The organism is Thermophagus sp. OGC60D27, assembly GCF_052400625.1.
Taxonomy (GTDB): Bacteria; Bacteroidota; Bacteroidia; order Bacteroidales; family Marinilabiliaceae; genus Thermophagus.
Window position 1 is genome coordinate 210,311 of sequence record NZ_JBQTGH010000007.1, and the last position, 18,089, is coordinate 228,399.

Genomic DNA, 18,089 nt, shown 5'->3' on the forward strand with positions numbered 1-18,089 from the left:
CGAAAATAATCAATACAATTACGATAGCAACTTCAATGATCGAATAAATTAAAATCTTTCGCTTTAATTTTGCTATAGTGTCATTTTCATTCTCTCTCGTGTTCATTTTTTTAAGAATATTCATTTGTACAAAGGAAAAGTTTTTTGGAGAAAATTAGAACAGGGGAAACTAACGTTGTGAAATTTTAACTATTTTTAAACGATTTGTTAAGGCCTTTTTTTCAGTATTTAAGGATTTCTTTCAAAATTTTGGAGAAGATGGATGTTGTATAATTGTGTAGAAGTTTGTACAAGGAATCTGGTAGGATAATTCGGAAAGGGCGTTTCCCTATTTATTGGATTGCCGCAAGGAGGACTTTGACAGTGCTGCGGATGGGGCTTCAAAAAATACTCTCCGACTTTTGGAAGCCGGAGAGTGATCTTTATTATTTTAGAAATGATTTTTTTTGTAAGAGAAGGTGGGCAGTTAAACATTAAAACGAAAATGCATGATGTCTCCATCCTGCACTTCGTATTCTTTGCCTTCAATATGCATTTTTCCGGCTTCTTTGCAGGCCTGTTCAGAGCCTAACGCTACATAGTCTTCATATTTAATAACTTCGGCTCGTATGAAGCCTTTTTCAAAATCGGAGTGGATGACACCTGCGGCCTGAGGAGCCAATGCCCCGGCAGGAAATGTCCATGCCCGTACTTCCTTTTCTCCTGCTGTGAAAAACGTTTTTAGATTAAGTAATTTATAGGCCGATTTGATCAGTTTGGAAACCCCTGATTCTTTTAACCCAATATCTTCCAAAAACATTTGCCGTTCTTCAAAAGTTTCCAGTTCAGCAATTTCTGCTTCGGTCTGGGCAGCAATGACCAGCACCTGGGCCGATTCTTCTTTAACCGCCTCTTTAACAGCAATAACATGCTTGTTGTCTGCAGTGAGCGATTTTTCATCGACATTACAAACATAGAGAATGGGCTTGTTGGTCAGTAGAAAAAGGTCTTTTGCTACTTTTTCCTCTTGTTCGGTGAGGGGGACAGTTCTGGCCGACTTACCACTTTCCAGTGCTGCTTTATACTTGAGAAGAACATCTAATAATCTTTTAACTTCCGGATCTTTAGACGTTTTGGCTATTTTTTCTGTTTTCCCGATTCGGTTTTCAATGGTTTCCAGGTCTTTAAATTGAAGTTCCAGATCAATAACTTCCTTGTCACGTACCGGATTTACCGATCCGTCGACGTGGGTGACGTTATCATCATCGAAGCAGCGGAGTACATGAATGATGGCATCGGTCTCCCGGATATTGGCAAGAAATTTATTTCCCAGACCTTCGCCTTTACTGGCCCCTTTTACGAGTCCGGCAATATCCACAATTTCGATGGTGGTGGGCGTTACTTTTTGGGGGTTTACCAGTTTTTCCAGCTGAATCAGTCTTTCGTCGGGGACCGTTATGACCCCCACGTTCGGCTCGATGGTGCAAAAAGGAAAGTTGGCCGACTGGGCTTTGGCATTTGATAAACAATTAAAAAGGGTTGATTTTCCAACATTGGGTAACCCAACGATACCGCATTGTAAGGCCATGTTATTTTCTGTTTATTTTGAATTCCGATTTGTAAAACTACTAGAGACTTATTCCCGAAATAAATTAAGTGTGCAAAGGTAGTTGTTTTTTGGGAAAGAGAGAATCATCTTTTGTTGTGTGCTGTCATCCTGTTGGGACGATTTCTCTCAGCAGATGGTTCTGAAATCGGGTAATTCAATACTTTCGCGATTTGAATAAACTATTTCTTTTTTATCTTAGCAGGAATTAATTAAGAGAATCCCACATGCAGCCTGACGATAAGGAAATATTGCATCTTGCACAAAGAGCCGATAAGCAGAATGAAGCGTTGGTGTTGTTGATGAAAAAATACAAGGAACGACTATACTGGCATATTCGCAAGATGGTGATTGTACATGAAGATGCGGACGATTTGTTGCAGAACACCTTTATGAAGGCATGGAAAAACCTTGGAAGTTTCAGAGGTGATGCATCCCTTTATACCTGGCTGTATAAAATTGCCACCAATGAAACTTTAAACTATATAAATAAAAAGAAAGAGGCTTTACTAAATGAAGATGCCGACATGGAGCTGATGTTGGGACACAAGTTGGAAACCGATCCTCTTTTTACCGGTGATGAAATACAAAAAAGGTTGCAGAAATGTTTGCTGGCACTTCCGGAAAAACAACGACTGGTATTTAATATGAAATATTTTGACGATATGACCTATGAGCAGATTTCTCAAATTCTGGGGACTTCCGTTGGTGCATTGAAGGCATCTTATTTCCATGCGGTCCGAAAAATAGAAGCTTTTATTAAAAATGAAGTTTTTTAATATTAAACCTTTGAAGTTTTAATCGTTCTAAATAAAGCACTTAACTTTATTTGCCGTAGCGTTTGAGTTAGAAAGGAAAAGGGGGTTTATTATGGATGAAAAAGAATTTGGAAAAAAAGAGTCTCCGTTTCAGGTTCCTGAAAACTATTTTGAAGATTTTGAAGCACGTATGTTGAAGAATCTGGAGCCGGAGGCGGAGATAAAGTTACACAGACAGGATTCTATCACAACCATCAAATCAGTTATTAAACCTTGGTTGGCTATGGCAGCATCCTTTTTGGTTATCGCAATGGTTTATTATTTTGCGCCTCACCTTTTTGGTGATGTGGAAGAAACAGCTTTTTCTAAAGAGTGGGAAGAGGAATATATCAACTCGTTGGCTTTAATTTTTGATGAAAATGAGATCAATGAATTGGTAATTAAAGAAGATACCTTTTGGGTTTTTCCTCCTGATTCTTTGTTTGTTGGTGAGTTTACGGAAGAGGAGCTGGCAGCAGTCACCTATTTTGAATAATTATTGAACAAGTTTAAAAGTTATTGCTATGAATAAAATAAAAGCCCTGTTATTATCGCTATTTGTTTTTGGGCAGGCATTTTTTTTATCAGGTGCTGCCCAGAAAAATGAAGAGGAAGCACGAAAAGATCGGTTAAAGTCGCAAAAGGTGGCCTATCTGACCGAAAAGATAGGTCTTTCGGCCGAGAAAGCACAGCAGTTTTGGCCGCTCTATAATGAAATGTCAGAAAAAATGGATAAGCTATGGGACCAAAAGAAAAAGCTTGTCAACCGGTTGTATCATCCAAAAGAGAAATTGAGTGAATCAGAGAAAGAAGCTGTTTTAGATCAATTTGTTGATTATCATTATAAAAAATCGATCCTTCAAAAGGAATATCATGAAAAATTTAAAAAAATCCTGACCATCGATCAGATTATTAAGCTATATGGTGCCGAATATGAGTTCAAGAAAAATATGCTTCATCTTCTCAGGGAAGGAAAGCCAACATCCTGTACCGAATCTGAAAAGGGGATAGGAGTTAAGGTTTCCGATCCGGTTTAAAAAGATTGGTTTTCATTTTGGCATCCAATCTCTCACCAATTAAGTTAGTATCTGGTTATACAATTTGATATAATCAGTTACCATTTTCTCTTGGCTGAAATGATTTTCTGCCCATTCCCGGCAATTCTTTCTGTCTATTTGATCCAGTTGTTGGATTTTCTTAACTGCTTCGGAAATGTCATTGACCACAAAACCAGTGATTGGGTCATTGATGACCTCTGGCATTGAACCGCGATTAAAGGCAATTACCGGAGTGCCGCAAAACATCGCTTCGGCAACACTTAAACCAAACGGTTCGTTGAAGTTTATAGGATGCAGCAATGCTTTGGCTTTTCCAAGCAGCTGGTTGCGTTTTTCAGGACCCGAACTGCCTACAAAAACAATATCTTCATTGTTTATATAGGGGGCTACTTTTTGATCAAAGTAGTCCTGATCCTGAATGATGCCGGAAATAATAAGCTTCATTTTCGCCTTTTTAGCGATTTTTATGGCTTCATGGGTGCCTTTGTCGTGATGTATTCTTCCAAAGAAAAGCAAGTAGTCTTCGGGTTCTAAGTTGAGGTCGAACAGATTTTTATTAATCCCGTTATAAACGGTGGCGATATAGTTTAACTCAGGATTTCTGTCAGAATTGCTGATAGATACGTAATTGGTTGTGTCGTTGTACCGTTTAAAAACAGGAATGATCTTGGGTGATGAGAAACCATGGATGGTAGTAATCATGGGGGTTTTTATCAGACGAGAATAGGTGAGGGGAAGAAAATCAAAATGATTATGCAAAATGTCAAACTGATTTGCTTTTTCCATTGCATAGCTAATGTGAAGACATTCCAGTACTTTTGGATCGGCACTTTTGTCTTCTTCATATCCCACGGGTACTAATCCATCCAGTTTTCCTTGCGTTTTGGAATCGAGTGTGGCAAAAAGAGTGACATCGTTACCTTTTGCAGCAAGCCCTTCGGCAAGATTGGATGCCATTTGCTCCCAAGGACCGTAATGTCTGGGAGGGGTTCGCCATGCAACTGGTGATAGTATTGCGACCTTCATGGTAATTCTTTTTTAATCATATTTTTTTGTGTGTAAAAAAGGGTGATAGTAAGAGGTTGCTGAAATTTAACTTGGCGTGTCATTCAGGCATTAATAGGCAGAATGGTGCCTGTTGACTTCGAATACATTTCTGAATGATGGTTCAAAAAGCAACCCCGATTAAGATTATGGTTAGAGAGGGGGCCTGCTGTTGCTCAGACATAATTTTACCAGATCATCCATTTTTGCAGTTCCGACACACATGACAGAGTCTGCAGCGCCCCAATAAATTTTGATGGTTCCGTCATTTTCGGGTATAGCCCCGCAGGTGAAAACCACATTATGAACATATCCGGTAAGTTCATATGGTTCTTCCGGCTGCAAAATCCAGTCGTCACCAACCCCAATGATTTTTGAAGGGTCCTTGAGATCGTGCAAGGCCACTCCCAGCCGATAAACACTCCCATCCATGGTTGGGAAAACACCATGATAAATGTTAAGCCAACCTTTGTCGGTTTTTATGGGAGGCGCTCCGGGACCAATTTTCATTTCATCCCAGTGATATTGCATCGGACTCATGATTCTGCGGGCATCGCCCCAATAACGGAGGTCAGGGGAGTAGCTGATCCACATGGACCAAGGGCTGATTTCACTGTGGGGACGATCCAGTCTGACATATAGACCGTTGAATTTTTCAGGGAAGATCACCACATTTCGGTGGTCTGTTTCTGTGATGAGAGAATAGCGTTCCACCTTTTTCCAGTCTTTGGTTTTTGCCAATCCTATTCGAACCCCATGACGCGAATAGGCGGAATAGGTAATGAGGTATTCCCCGTCGATAAAGGTAATTCGAGGGTCCTCCACACCATATTCTTCATATTCACTGAAAATTCCTTCTTTCGCCGGTTCCATAAATGGTTGACCGTCTGCTTTCCAGTGGAAGCCGTCGGTGCTTCTTGCCAAGCCTAAAATGCTGCGTCCGTTCCTTTTGTGAGAACGGAACAGCATAATATATTCATTTTTGAAAGTGGTGACCCCTGCATTATGGACCGTACTCACCGGATAAGGGATATCCTTTGGGGTTAAAACGGGATTGTACTGATAGCGATTTACCAACATGATAGTATGATTTATCAGATATTTTCAAGAATATGTTCTTTTTCCTGTGCAGCCAAGACTGTCAGGTGTGAAATCCAATAGGCCAGGGTGCTCTCGGCGCCCTGGTTGCGATTTATGCCTTGAGATTCCAACCCGTCGCAGCAGCCCATGGTTTCGTGGTCGAAGAGGGGTAAGCGTAATGAGTTTTCTCCCAGGAACCAAAGGTAGCTGGTGAACATCTTATCGATATAACTTTTTTCTTTGGTGATCTGGAAAACTTGATAATAAAGTAATATCATAGCCATGACATCGATGGATTGTTGATCAAATTCGGGTACTTTTTCGCCGCGATGATACCACCCCTGATTTCCGACCGGGATTAAAAACTCTGATCGGAAAACCACACTTTCGAGGAAACGCGTTGTTTTCATGGCGATGTCAAAATATTCCTCCACTCCGGTCACCTCATAGGCGGTGAAAAGAGCCAGAGGAAGAATGGCATTGTCGTAGGTCATTTGGTTTTCGAACCACTGCCAGTCGTCAGAGGAAGTGTCGTAATAGGCCTGCGTAAGTTTGTCACACAATTTTTTTAGGGCGTTAACCATGCCTTCATCGTTCTGGGAATCTTTGAGGTAGTAACTGATTCCGATGGTGGTGTTAGCGGCGCCTCTGATGGTTTCGATATGGTCGAAGTGAGGCACAGAATTGAGAAATATTTCTCTTCCGATTTGTTTAAAGGCGTCGTTGGGAGCAAATCGAACTAGGTATCCAAGAGCCCAGATGGTCCTTCCAAATGAGTCTTCGGTGCCATATTCGTCCAGAAACTGACGGTTGAAGCTAAGGAAATTTCTGAAGTTTCCGTTTTCGCGTTGCATGTAATGGATAAAACTCAGATAGATGGGCATTAGCGACAAGGCCTCTTTATCTTTGTTTCGTCTCCAGGCCATTAAGGTCATGATCAGAGCGCGCGAGTTGTCGTCCATGCAGTAGCCTTCTTTCAGGTTGGGGATCCCATATTTGGCATGTTGGACAATGCCGGTGTCATCGGTAAGTCTTTTGATATGCGACAGATTATATGATGGCATCAAAGAGACGTCGATGGAGAGTTTTCTCGGCTCTGTTTCTTTTTCCCAATTATCGAGTACATATTCTGCCACATAGAGGTATTGTTTGCCTATTTTTGGCCATCGAATCTTTTTTCCGTATTCGAAGGCATTATTTCGCAGGGTTTCCATTGCTGTATCGTCGCCCAGCAATTCCAATAAAATATTGGACAACTCTTCGGAATTTTTGAAGCTGAAAAGTCGGCCTCTGTTATTGTCCAACAGTTCCTGCGCATGCCAATAGGGTGTTGAAACAACAGCACAACCGGCACCTACTGCATAGGATAGGGTGCCGCTCGTTATTTGAGCTTCACTTAAGTATGGTGTGATGTAAATATCGCTGGCCGTGAGATATTCAAATAGTTTGGCTTCGGAAACAAAATCATTGTTGAAAAAGACGTTTTTCCCCAGATTCAGATTTTTGACCAAACGTTTCAGATAATTTCTGTATTCGTCACCGGAAATTTTATAGACGGAAGGATGGGTAGCACCTAGCACAACATATAAAAGATCGGGGTGTTTTTTGACAACCGGAGGCAGCGCGTTGAGAACGGTCTCGATCCCCTTGTTGCGGCTAAGTAATCCAAAAGTGAGCAGTACCTTTCGGTTTTTAAGTCCGTGTTTTTCTTTGGCTACTTCTCTTGATATTTGTTCAAATTCAGGAACTCCATGTTCTATCAGAGCAATTTTTTCTTTGGGTATCTCATATATCTCTTCCAGAAAATCAACGGCTCTACGGCTCATTACCACTATCCTGGCGGCTTTCTTCCCTATTTCCCGAACAATCGATCGTTGTGTGTAGGTGGGGTCTTTAAGAACGGTATGGAAAGTGACAATGAGTGGGATCTCCAATCGATGAATCAATGGTAAGATAAAAACGCCGTCGTCACCGCCAAAAATACCAAATTCATGCTCTAGAATACAAACTTCGGTGTCGCTGTAATTGATGACTTTGGCTGCATGAACGTAATCTCTTTGATGGTTTTGGCGGATAATGTGTTTGACTTCTTCCGGGTATTCATATTGGCTCCCATTCTCATTGATGGCCACGACCATGGCCGTGTCGGCAATTCTATTGTTTTCAGTATTCGCATGAATGGCTTTTACCAGATTGTTGGTAAAGGTACCTATCCCACATTTACGTGGTGGATATGTTCCAATAAATGCAATTTTCATAATGCTGTATTTTAGTTTTGTATGTGATCAAAAAACAGTCTGCAAATACATGTTTGTATTCAAGAGATGCGTTGTTGTTTTGACATCATTCTGATGTCCTAAATAACCGGAATGTTTTTTTGTAGAATATTAATGAGAGTTAATCCCATTTGGCAGCCAATGGATGGTTTGATTCTTATCCCTAATCTTCCCCAAAAGGTGGGAGAGAAAGGATAAATCTGACATGATTGATCATTAATACTATTGCCTTAATCGCACGGGTTGGCATATTTCGTTGCAATCCTTGTCATGCCCCATCATTGGCAAAATGTATTTTTATGAACCACCGGACAAATGATTCCTTGCCCTTTGAATAAAATAGTGTTGTAGGATAATAAGAAATTATTCCTGAATAAGCAAATTGTAGACCATTTTTTGTCGAATTATCTTTAAATTGTATTTGCTATTCCAAAGTACTTAAACGATTAAAGAAAGAAAGTTCTCTTCCATTGTTCCGACCTATTGGGTATAATAACATATATGAATATTTGCTGTACGAGATTTAACTTATATCCGGTAAATAAATTATATACTAGTGAAAAAGTGAGTGCTATTTTATATTTGGAGTGATTTATGATGAGGTGATTGAAAATATGTCATAGGTTGGATGGTTAAATAGGATGGAAGGGTGACATTTTGTCTTAAAAAAATAATTGGGTTTTTCAAGAAAGAGATTTGCGGTATCTGAGTCGGTTAAGTCTCTGAGTGGGGATTGAAATAGCATGTTTATTTTTTGTTTTTGCTTTAGGAGAAAATCTATCAACCCTCAATATATTCGTTTCTTTTGTGGAGGTGTATCAGAATGAATGAGGTGATAGGGCCTGTTGTAATATGAAGATGGGTCCGGAATTTATGTTATCTTTACATCAGTTTGTAGTAATAGTGAAGTATAAAGACATAAATTATACGTTATAATTATTTGCTGTGATGGTTAAGTTTGGCCTTTTTGAGAATGCGTTTAACCGTGATTATAAAAGAGGCGTTTTTCTAAGAATTACTCAAGCTAAAAAAATGCGAATGAAATGAGTACGACAAGACAGCTTGTCACAAAAGAGTATGTATAAATATCTGTCATGCGAGTTCCATTCAATCAATAATTTAAATAAATTTTATGCGGATGAAAATTAGATTTTTTTTATTAATTCTCGGTGTTCTATTACTGAGTTATTCCTGTAGTGATGATGATAATGAAACGGGAGAGGAAATTAATGAGGAGTCCATATCGCAGGATATTTTGGACGTGAACAAATGGATCTATGAGAATATGGAAGCATATTTATGGAGTGAACAAATGCCTGACATAGATTATAAGCAGGAAGAAGATCCGATAGACTATTTTTCTAAATTGATATATGAGGAGAAAGACAGATGGTCATGGATTACCGATGATTATGCCTCGCTGTCTGCAGAGTATGATGGTGTTCCGGTTCAGATGGGGTATAGTCCCTCTTTTTATCTGATGAGTGATAATGAAAGTGTCTTTATCGTTGTTGATTATGTGTATGCAGGCTCGCCGGCAGAGGAAGCAGGTATTGAAAGAGGGGATATTATTCTTTCGATAGACGGTACATCTTTGAATACCACCAATTACTATGATTTGTATAGCCAGGATGCTTATTCTGTTCAGTTGGCTGAGATAGAGGAGAATGTTATTTCATATACGGGAGAATCGATCGATTTAGTGGCAAGAGTGGTTGATACCAATCCGGTGTTGCATTATGACGTGATTGATTTGGATGGGCACAAGGTCGGTTACCTGGTGTATGCAGAATTTATCACTGGAGGCGAAGGGGGTAGATTTCTAGACTCGTTGGATGTGGTTTTTTCTGAATTTAAAGCCGCCGGAATATCCGATCTTATTGTGGACCTTAGATACAATCCCGGAGGTGATATTGATGCCGCCGCCTATCTGGCATCGGCCATTGCACCAGCTGATGTTTCCTCAAACGAGGAGGTGTTGATTTCAATGAAATATAATAAGGATCTACAGGATTATTTTGAGTATTATGAGCGTGAGGATAATTTGTATTATTATTTTCGAAATGATGTTGAAAATGTAAATATGAAGGAAAGAGTTTACTTTTTAACTTCTTCCGGGACAGCCTCGTCCAGCGAATTGGTTATTTCCGGATTGATGCCCTATACGGAAGTGGTAACGGTTGGTGAAGCTACGTACGGGAAATGTTATGGCGCCTGGGTTTTGCCGGATGATAAAGAAGAATGGGCCATCATTCCCATTGTGATGAAATATGCCAATGCTGATGGCTATACCGATTTTACGGATGGAATACCTAGTGACTATGAGGTCGGGATGGATCTCTTGTCTTCTACGCCGTTTGGAGATTTGTCGGATCCCGCTCTGGCAAAAGCCTTGAGCCTTGCAACCGGACAAGATCTGACCACCGAAAAGGGGCTGAAATCCGCATCTGCTAAGTATAGAAAATTAGTGCCGGCTCAGCTTGAAATGAAGAGAAATCTTATTATTTCTGAACGTCCTCAGTTGTTGGAAGCCGACTTTTAAAAAGAAATTAAGTTTTTTGTGAGGGGTCTTATACTATTCGAATAATGGTTTTTGTTCAGACTGCTTCTTTGCGGTCTGACTTTGCTATAAAGCATTTCAGCCGTCCGACTTTGGGATTTTTAAAGTCGGACGGCTTTTTTTGTGGTGATCTTTCAACGACTATCTGCAATAAACTGTAGTTGTAATCCGGATTACCGGACATCGAGTGTTGATTGATTTTCTGTTGGTGTGTTTGGTGGGATGATGTTTTTTTACGATGTAGATGAGGATTTTTCTTTGGGGTTGAAGAGGGATTTCAAAACGACTCATTCCATTTTTTGAAATGAGGTAAAAACAAAAAAGCCACCCCTTTTGAGGTGGCTTTTTTGAGTGGTGACCCAGCAGGGGCTCGAACCCTGGACCCCATCCTTAAAAGGGATGTGCTCTACCAACTGAGCTACTGAGTCATCCGTTTTTCTTAAACGCGGTGCAAAAATAGGGGGTTAATTTGGAACTCGCAAGGATTCGTGTAAAAAAATGTCGTTAAAAAATGTTGCATAGCCCGTAAATACCGAGTTTTTAGTCGATTAATTATTGGTTTTTTTGAGCGGAAAATTTTAGTTTGTACCTTTAGATATTGCCATTTTCGGTTTCGATAAAATTTAACAAGCCTGCAAAAATGTTTGACCGTTTTTATTTAGCGAGATTTAGTGTGTGAAAAAGGTCTGCTCTTGAATTAAGAGAGTGAGGTCATTTTAGGGGAATCGCTTCAATGGTGTAGGGCAAAACAGAAAAGATATGGAGATAAAAGATAGAGAACCGGTGGTTGCGGGAATATTCTATGAAGGAAATCCCGTTGCCTTAAAGGAAGACTTGGGTCGGTTATTCGATGACGCCAAACCTCCAGTTGGTGAAGAGGAAATTATGGCTGTCATTGTACCACATGCCGGTTATATTTATTCCGGGGTGGTTGCTGCCTCAGCCTTTAATCAAATACCTGAAGATGCGGACTATGAAACAGTGTTTTTAATTGGTTCAAGTCACCGTATGGCTTTTGATGGGGCTTCGGTATATACCAACGGCGATTATTTGACCCCATTGGGGCGGGTGGAAGTGGACAAAGCACTGGCCAAAAAGCTGGTTGATTCATCGCCATTTATAACCGGTTATTCGACACCACACCTGGAAGAGCATTCCCTGGAGGTGGAGCTGCCCTTTTTGCAGTATCGGCTTAAAAAGCCGTTCAAACTGGTTCCGGTGGTGATGGGTCCTCGTGATGCCAAAGGAGCAGAGCATGTGGCGAAAGCTCTGAAGCCATACTTTAAGCCGGGAAATTTATTTGTTGTCAGCACCGATTTTTCTCACTACCCCGCCTATGAAGATGCCTCAAAAGTGGATAGAATAACTGCCAATGCTATTTTGAAAAATAATCCCCGTTTGTTGATGCAGACCCTTGAGGAGAATGATAAACTGGGTGTTGAACGGTTGGCAACCAGCCTTTGCGGGTGGACCTCGGTGCTTACTCTTTTGCATGTTACCGAAGAACTATCCGGCCTGCATTTCCGTCATATTGAATACCGTAATTCCGGGGATGTCGAGTTTGGTGATTCTTCAAGCGTAGTGGGCTATCACGCCATCACCATTTCGCGGAATCCTAAAACAAAAATGGAAGTAAGGGGTTTCTCATTAAACGAAAATGAAAAGTCATGGTTGTTGTTGCGGGCGCGAAAGGTGCTCGAATGGGTGGTCCGAGGGGAAATTACTAAGGCGCCGGAAGGAGTTCCGCCGGAGCGGGTGAAGGTGCATACCGGGGCTTTTGTCTCTTTGTATAAAGAAGGTCAATTGAGAGGATGTGTGGGGCAATTTGGATCTTCTGAACCTTTGTGGAAGGTGGTGGATCGTATGACCAAATCTGCGGCACTTGATGACACGCGTTTCCTGTCCGTAAAAGAAGATGAACTTGATGACATAAGATTAGAGATTTCTGTACTCACTCCCATGAAAAAGATTAAAGAGCTATCAGAAATAATCCCCGGACGGCATGGTATCGTGGTGGAGAAAGGCCGAGCCAGAGGAACCTTTTTACCCCAGGTGGCCAACAAAACGGGATGGGGGAGAGAAGAGTTGCTGGGGTATTGTGCCCGGGATAAAGCCGGTATCGGATGGGACGGATGGAAAGAGGCTGATATCTTTATCTATGAAGCCATGGTGTTTGGTGAATCGTGAAAAATAAATCAAACGGTTCGTTTTATATTAATTGTCAGATAATATTTCAGAAGAGAAGAATGCTAAAGATAAAAAAGCGAATAATTTCTTCATGGCCACTCTCTGGTTTAGGACAAGGAAGAGTTGCCGTATTTGTCAGTGGTTTCACAATGATAATGGTGCAAGTGTTATTGCTTCGGGAGCTGACCTCCTTGTTTGCCGTGAATGAACTGATTGTGGGTGTTTTTCTCTCATTTTGGATGTTATTTGCCGGGGCAGGTGCTTTTACTGCCAGGTATTTTAAGTCGTTTCAATGGCGATACTCAGGATTGTTTCCTTTGTTGACAGGTGTTTCTGCCTATCTTTCCTTGTGGGTGCTCTACCTGTCCAAAGCATGGCTGGTGCCGGTGGATGTGGCTCCCGGTCTGGGGGAGTGGTTGGTTATTGCAGCTGTAATAACCTTTGTGTTTTGTTTCCCGGCCGGTATGATGTTTACGTGGTTTTCGGCATCCTTGAGTCAAATTTCACAGATGCGCCAAACGGAAAGCGTATATGTATCGGAGCAGCTGGGAAGCTTGATTGCCGGATTGCTTTTTTCGTTGGGGGCAGGCTTGTGGCTTGATGCCTTTGCTGTTATCTCCTTTTTGCTTCTGATCAATTTTCTGGTATTTCTTTTTCTGATTCCCCCTGTTAAAAGGGTGGTCTACAGGGTTATTCTTTTTGTGTCGGTGTTGGTGATTGCTTTAATGGTGTTTTCGCCTCAATATAATTATGCCAGGGAGAAAGTGCTTGGAACGCCTGTTCGGAAGACCTTTTTTTCGCCATATGGATCCATTGATGTTTTGGGAAAAGAGAAGACTGTTGATTTTTTTGGAAAAGGTCATTTTTTTGCCGGTCAATTGCAGGCTGAAAACAGGGAAGAGAGACTCCATCCGGCGCTTTTATTACATCCCCATCCGCAACGATTGTTGTTGATTAATGTGGGCCCCGGCCTTTTATCCGAGGCTCTAAAATATGAGTCCTTGCAGATCGATTTTCTTTCATCCGACAAAGCCTGTATCGATGTTGAGAAAACGCTCCTTGCAACCAGAGATGACAAGGTGGCGCGGGTTCGATTTATCCCGGATGATCCTGTGCGTTACCTGAATAAAAAATCGGCTGAAGGGTACGATGTGGTTTTGGTCGGTGGAGGAATCCCTAAGGATTTGGCTTCTACCAGATTTCTAACAATAGATTTTTTCTCCGCTCTAAAAAGGCATATGAATGATGGCGGGTTGCTGGTTGCCGGCGGAATGGATTATCATTCTTTTGGCAGTGGGCCTGTGGAGACCATTCTAAACTCATTGGAAGAAACGCTCGGCGCAGTGCTGCCCTATATTCGGATATGGGCCGGCGAGAAAATTTATTTTGTGGCATCGGATTCAGAAGTTCGTGCCGGGTGGTGGGATTACCACCCTAAGGTAGTTGCCCAAAACAGCTTTGTTAATGAGGATCATTTTCCCTCCGAAACTTTGGAAAAACGAATCAGACCAATCGCAACAGCTTTATCAGGAGATGGACAGGTAAATACCAGAATTAAACCGGTGTTGTTTCGCATGGCGCTCCATGACATGGAGAACTTTTTGAACGTAAAGATGACTTGGCTGGCTTTAGTTCTGGGGATCATGGTGCTTGTGGGCTTATTGGTTTTCAGAAGAAGTTCCCGGGGGGTATTTATGTCGGGCATCGTATTAGGGGGAATGCAGGTCGTTATCTTACTTTTCTGGCAGCTGGTAATGGGTGATTTGTATCGGGCAACAGGTGTTTTGTTCTCTGTCTTTATGGGCGGACTGGCATTGGGGGGTGTGTTGGGGAAAAAACAATTCTTTTTTTTCCGGGAGCGCTATTTTCCGGTGATGTTAGTTGCCATGGGTTTGTTGAGCGAAATCGCTATTCCAATATTAGATAGACTGGCCAATTTGATGATTTTCCCATTCATGGTCTTTGTCTTTGGCTTTTTGCTGGCTCTTTTGGGTGGTGGAATATTTGTGGTTGGGCTGTCGATGTGTCGGGGACGTATAGAAAGCAATGCCGCCATCACCTACGGTGCCGATGTGGCAGGTGGAGCTCTGGGGTCGTTCCTGACGGCCATCTTTTTGGTGCCTTTTAGTGGTCTGGTCAATACCGGATACCTTTTGGGAATGGGGTTGCTTATTGGGGGATTGTTGCTCATAAAAAAGTCATAATTTGTTTTTTTGAAATCCGGAAGAAACGAGTTGCCTTTATTGTTATTAATCAGCACGGATCCCGAATGGAATGTTGCCGGGGGCATATTTCTATGAAGTGGAAGGAATAAATAGTGATTGAACGGACGGAAAGGTTTGAACGGGTCGAAGGCTTTTCCTATTTTTGTGGGGAAGAGATTAAGTATATGGAAGAATTTTTAAAACCAAATCGTCGGGTTGAGTATGGGCTCGAGATGGACAAAGTATTTATCGGAAAAGAAATCCTCAGCCGTTATAATATTACGGTGGATGAGTCGGTTGTTAGTATGTGGAGTGGTTTTATGCCCACCTCATCCTACCCCGAGAGCAGCCGTGAATTTGCCGGTAGGCTTGGTTTTCATCAGATCTTTCTTCCCTATAGTTTTTTGCTTAATCTGACGCTGAGTCTTGGTGTTGAAAATTTTGCCCATTCCAGCGTTTTGAAACTGGCAGTCCGCGATGCCCTCTATTTAAATCCGGCTTTCCCGGGCGATACGTTCTCGTGTACCATTAAAATTACCAATATCTACAAAGCGTCCGAGCCCGGTTATTCCGTGATTGAGTCCTCTCATTTGTTGTTTAACCAGAAAGGAGAACCGGTTTTTTCGCTGATCCGTGTTTCGTTGTTTCCGGAGGTCAATCCTCGTAAAACCATCTCTTCTCATCGAAAAGAACCGTATCACAACAACCTGTTTAAAGAAAAGATCATTGCACGGGCACGAAGTATCAGTATGGAAAATGTGGTGTTAACGTTCCATCGGGGAGATTTAATTCTTCATCCCTATGTTCGGCCCATCGGAAAAAGTGAGAATCTTTTTTGGTCCACCTACTTGAAAAATACGCATCCTTCACACTACAATTACCAGCGTTATCAACCTTTCGAAATAATTATTTCGGGGGGGATGGTGATTGCGATGGTTTCGGGTATTGCTGCCCGTGAGTTTCGTCAAATTTTGATGCAGCAGATCGATCTGGCGTTTCACGTGCATCCGGTTTATGCCGAAGATCGTATCGGGGCATTCAGCTATGTTCGTGAAGTCAACCAATTGATGCCAGGATTTGAGGAAGTATCTGTTCGGACGTTTGGCATTCGCAACATGGATACGGAACCTGAGCTTGCTGAGGTCGCCTTCCCTAAATCATTGTTTGATATTCACGTGGAGAGATCTTCCGAGGTTCGGCAAATTATTGAGGATAAGTGCCCGGTTTTGCGAGATAAAGTAGTGTGTATTGTCGATTGGAGAATCCTGCGTAAAGTGGACAACTGAACTGTCCATTAACAAACCCCACCTAACTTCTCATAGGCCTTCTCATAGGCCTTATTGATTCCTCCCTTTCCACTCTATTTTTCAAATTTTAATTTTCGGGATTATCATCATCTTGAAAGAGCGCGCGCTTTGTCTTTTTTTAAAAGAAGGGCTTTAGCCATGCTGCTTTTTTTTGATGAATGTTGATCACTGCAAATTGATCATTCATAAATAATTGATCTCTTTTCCCGGAAAAAAATGCTCCGGTCGTCAAAAAAATATTAATGGTTTTCTGAAACTTTTTAAAGAAGAATGGCGTTACATGGAAAAGACGTTCGTCAAAGATAATTAACCATTCATCAAAAATTATCCTTCGTTCGTCAACCCCAAGTACCGAAGTAACCGAAGTAGTAAGGATTAAAATGGATACCCTATGAAGAAGTTTTACGCCATGGTTCTTTTGGCTGCTTTTCCCATTTTAATGGAAAGTGTTAACGGCCAAAATCAGGAAAATAAATTGACAGGAGTTTCTAACTCCTCAGGATCTTTGAAATCAACCACCATTTACGATTTAATTCGTGTAAAAATAGAAAATCCCTATCTTTTCGATCAGGCAGTCATCTATTTTTATGAAGGATTTGCTGATGGTCGCGGACCCGAGGATTCGGATAAAATGTTTAACTCATCCGAGAAGATTCCGGAGGTTTTCACACGAATTGGAAATGAGAATTTTGCCATAAACGGCTTTTCTTCTCTGGAAGAAAAAAATTATGTGGCAATTCCTCTAAGCGTCAGAAACAGAGTATCGGATGATTGTACCATATCTGCCGACTTGTCGGATTTTACGGAAGAATTTGATGTGGTGCTTGAAGATAAAGAACTGGAACGTTATTCAAATCTTCGTACAACGTCCTACAGCTACACGCCTACCACCATAGGCATCGAGCATGAACGGTTTGTCCTTCATTTGACGCGGAAGACCACCGCACGTGTTCCTACCGGAATATTGGATGAAGAGAGCGACGCAGCAAATATTCGGGTATTCAGTAAAAATGAAACTTTAAATGTGGATATCAGCAGTCATCTGCTGAATAATCCGGCAATTTCCGGTCAGATTGAGGTGTATCATCTGAACGGTCGCAAGGTGACCAGCCGGATGGCCAATGCCGGATTGAATCAAATTGAATTAGCAGGCGGCCATATATATATTGTGAGCGTTGCCTTAGGTAGCCAAATGACAATGAAGAAAGTGGCTGTTCGCTAATTAACTTCATAGGGTTACTTGGGTTATTCCCTCTTTCGGCATCCCCGGAAGAGGGAATTTTTTTTGGATCCAAAAGAAAACGAACGTTAGCGTTTGGTGGCAAAAAATTGTTTTAGCAGTTGTTGACATTCTGCCTCGAGAATGCCTTCCGTCACATCGGTTCGTGGGTGGATGGGCGAAGGCGTTAATCTTTGATAACCTCTTTTCTCATCTTTGGCCCCTATAACGATACGTCCTATTTGTGCCCAATTAAGGGCGCCGGCACACATGGCACAGGGCTCCAGGGTGACGTACAACGTGCAGTTGGGAAGATATTTGCTGCCCAACTGTTCCGATGCTGCAGTAATGGCCAGCATCTCGGCATGAGCGGTGACATCATTGAGCGTCTCGGTCATATTGTGTGCTCCGGCAATAAGGGTCCCTTCGCTCACGACTACTGCGCCCACGGGAACCTCGTCTTTGGCTAATGCTTCTTTTGCCTGGCGTAAGGCTTGTTGCATAAAATACTGGTCGGTAAAATCAATCTTTCCCATTCAATAAGCTTTTGAAATGAATTTGTAAAGGTAATTTTTTTGAAATGCCGGGAAGAACGGTTGGTGACGAGTTGATTGTTTTTGGCGACTCCCCAACTCCAAGTTAACGCTTTTCGGCCATTCCCGGGTTTTCGATTGCCTCCTGGTGCTTAGATGGAAGCGCTTAAAATCGATAAATCGAAAAATCTATCGCTTATAACAGTGACCTTTTTTCCAAGCAGTGCCGTTGGTTTCTT

The 18,089-nt window shown here is 41.7% G+C and carries 13 protein-coding genes and 1 tRNA gene; 8 read left to right on the top strand and 6 right to left on the bottom strand.

Features of this window, described 5'->3' with window-relative positions:
* Window positions 1-466: 466 nt before the first annotated feature.
* Complete coding sequence (gene ychF / locus ACT29H_RS10550; protein WP_444821595.1) at window positions 467-1,567, bottom strand: redox-regulated ATPase YchF; 1,101 nt, start codon at window positions 1,565-1,567, stop codon at window positions 467-469.
* A gap of 245 nt (window positions 1,568-1,812) precedes the next feature.
* On the opposite strand from ychF, the gene ACT29H_RS10555 reads away from it, so the two are divergent.
* The 3 genes from ACT29H_RS10555 (at window position 1,813) to ACT29H_RS10565 (ending at window position 3,419) form a co-directional block, all read left to right on the top strand.
* Window positions 1,813-2,364 (top strand): RNA polymerase sigma factor, encoded by a 552-nt coding sequence (locus tag ACT29H_RS10555; RefSeq protein ID WP_444821596.1) that lies wholly within the window; start codon window positions 1,813-1,815, stop codon window positions 2,362-2,364.
* A 91-nt stretch (window positions 2,365-2,455) separates the two neighbouring features.
* Window positions 2,456-2,878 (top strand): hypothetical protein, encoded by a 423-nt coding sequence (locus tag ACT29H_RS10560; protein WP_444821597.1) that lies wholly within the window; start codon window positions 2,456-2,458, stop codon window positions 2,876-2,878.
* 28 nt (window positions 2,879-2,906) lie between these two features.
* Window positions 2,907-3,419, top strand: coding sequence for a hypothetical protein (locus ACT29H_RS10565; RefSeq protein WP_444821598.1), 513 nt, complete (start codon window positions 2,907-2,909; stop codon window positions 3,417-3,419).
* Window positions 3,420-3,458: 39 nt separating this feature from the next.
* Here the strand turns inward: ACT29H_RS10565 and ACT29H_RS10570 are convergent, their stop codons facing one another.
* From ACT29H_RS10570 to ACT29H_RS10580, 3 genes are all read right to left on the bottom strand, one after another.
* Window positions 3,459-4,466: a glycosyltransferase family 4 protein gene (locus ACT29H_RS10570; RefSeq protein WP_444821599.1), complete on the bottom strand. Its 1,008-nt coding sequence runs from the start codon at window positions 4,464-4,466 to the stop codon at window positions 3,459-3,461.
* 171 nt (window positions 4,467-4,637) lie between these two features.
* Complete coding sequence (locus ACT29H_RS10575) at window positions 4,638-5,564, bottom strand: glycoside hydrolase family 130 protein (protein ID WP_444821600.1); 927 nt, start codon at window positions 5,562-5,564, stop codon at window positions 4,638-4,640.
* Between the two features lie 14 nt (window positions 5,565-5,578).
* A complete protein-coding gene (locus tag ACT29H_RS10580) occupies window positions 5,579-7,822 on the bottom strand; it encodes a glycosyltransferase (protein WP_444821601.1) in 2,244 nt (747 codons plus the stop codon).
* Window positions 7,823-8,978: 1,156 nt separating this feature from the next.
* On the opposite strand from ACT29H_RS10580, the gene ACT29H_RS10585 reads away from it, so the two are divergent.
* Window positions 8,979-10,382 (top strand): S41 family peptidase, encoded by a 1,404-nt coding sequence (locus tag ACT29H_RS10585; protein ID WP_444821602.1) that lies wholly within the window; start codon window positions 8,979-8,981, stop codon window positions 10,380-10,382.
* Between the two features lie 370 nt (window positions 10,383-10,752).
* Here the strand turns inward: ACT29H_RS10585 and ACT29H_RS10590 are convergent.
* A tRNA-Lys gene (locus ACT29H_RS10590) sits at window positions 10,753-10,828 on the bottom strand.
* A gap of 331 nt (window positions 10,829-11,159) precedes the next feature.
* Here ACT29H_RS10590 and amrB point away from each other — a divergent pair.
* From amrB to ACT29H_RS10610, 4 genes are all read left to right on the top strand, one after another.
* Window positions 11,160-12,587, top strand: a complete 1,428-nt coding sequence (gene amrB / locus ACT29H_RS10595; RefSeq protein WP_444821603.1) for an AmmeMemoRadiSam system protein B — start codon at window positions 11,160-11,162, stop codon at window positions 12,585-12,587.
* Window positions 12,588-12,646: 59 nt separating this feature from the next.
* Window positions 12,647-14,791, top strand: a complete 2,145-nt coding sequence (locus ACT29H_RS10600) for a spermine synthase (RefSeq protein WP_444821604.1) — start codon at window positions 12,647-12,649, stop codon at window positions 14,789-14,791.
* A gap of 113 nt (window positions 14,792-14,904) precedes the next feature.
* A complete protein-coding gene (locus ACT29H_RS10605; RefSeq protein ID WP_444821605.1) occupies window positions 14,905-16,077 on the top strand; it encodes a hypothetical protein in 1,173 nt (390 codons plus the stop codon).
* Window positions 16,078-16,489: 412 nt separating this feature from the next.
* Window positions 16,490-17,320 carry a T9SS type A sorting domain-containing protein gene (locus ACT29H_RS10610; protein WP_444821606.1) on the top strand — a complete coding sequence of 277 codons (831 nt, stop codon included), beginning with the start codon at window positions 16,490-16,492 and terminating at the stop codon, window positions 17,318-17,320.
* Window positions 17,321-17,406: 86 nt separating this feature from the next.
* Here ACT29H_RS10610 and ACT29H_RS10615 read toward each other — a convergent pair whose 3' ends face one another.
* Window positions 17,407-17,853, bottom strand: coding sequence for a nucleoside deaminase (locus ACT29H_RS10615; RefSeq protein WP_444821607.1), 447 nt, complete (start codon window positions 17,851-17,853; stop codon window positions 17,407-17,409).
* Window positions 17,854-18,089 lie beyond the last annotated feature (236 nt).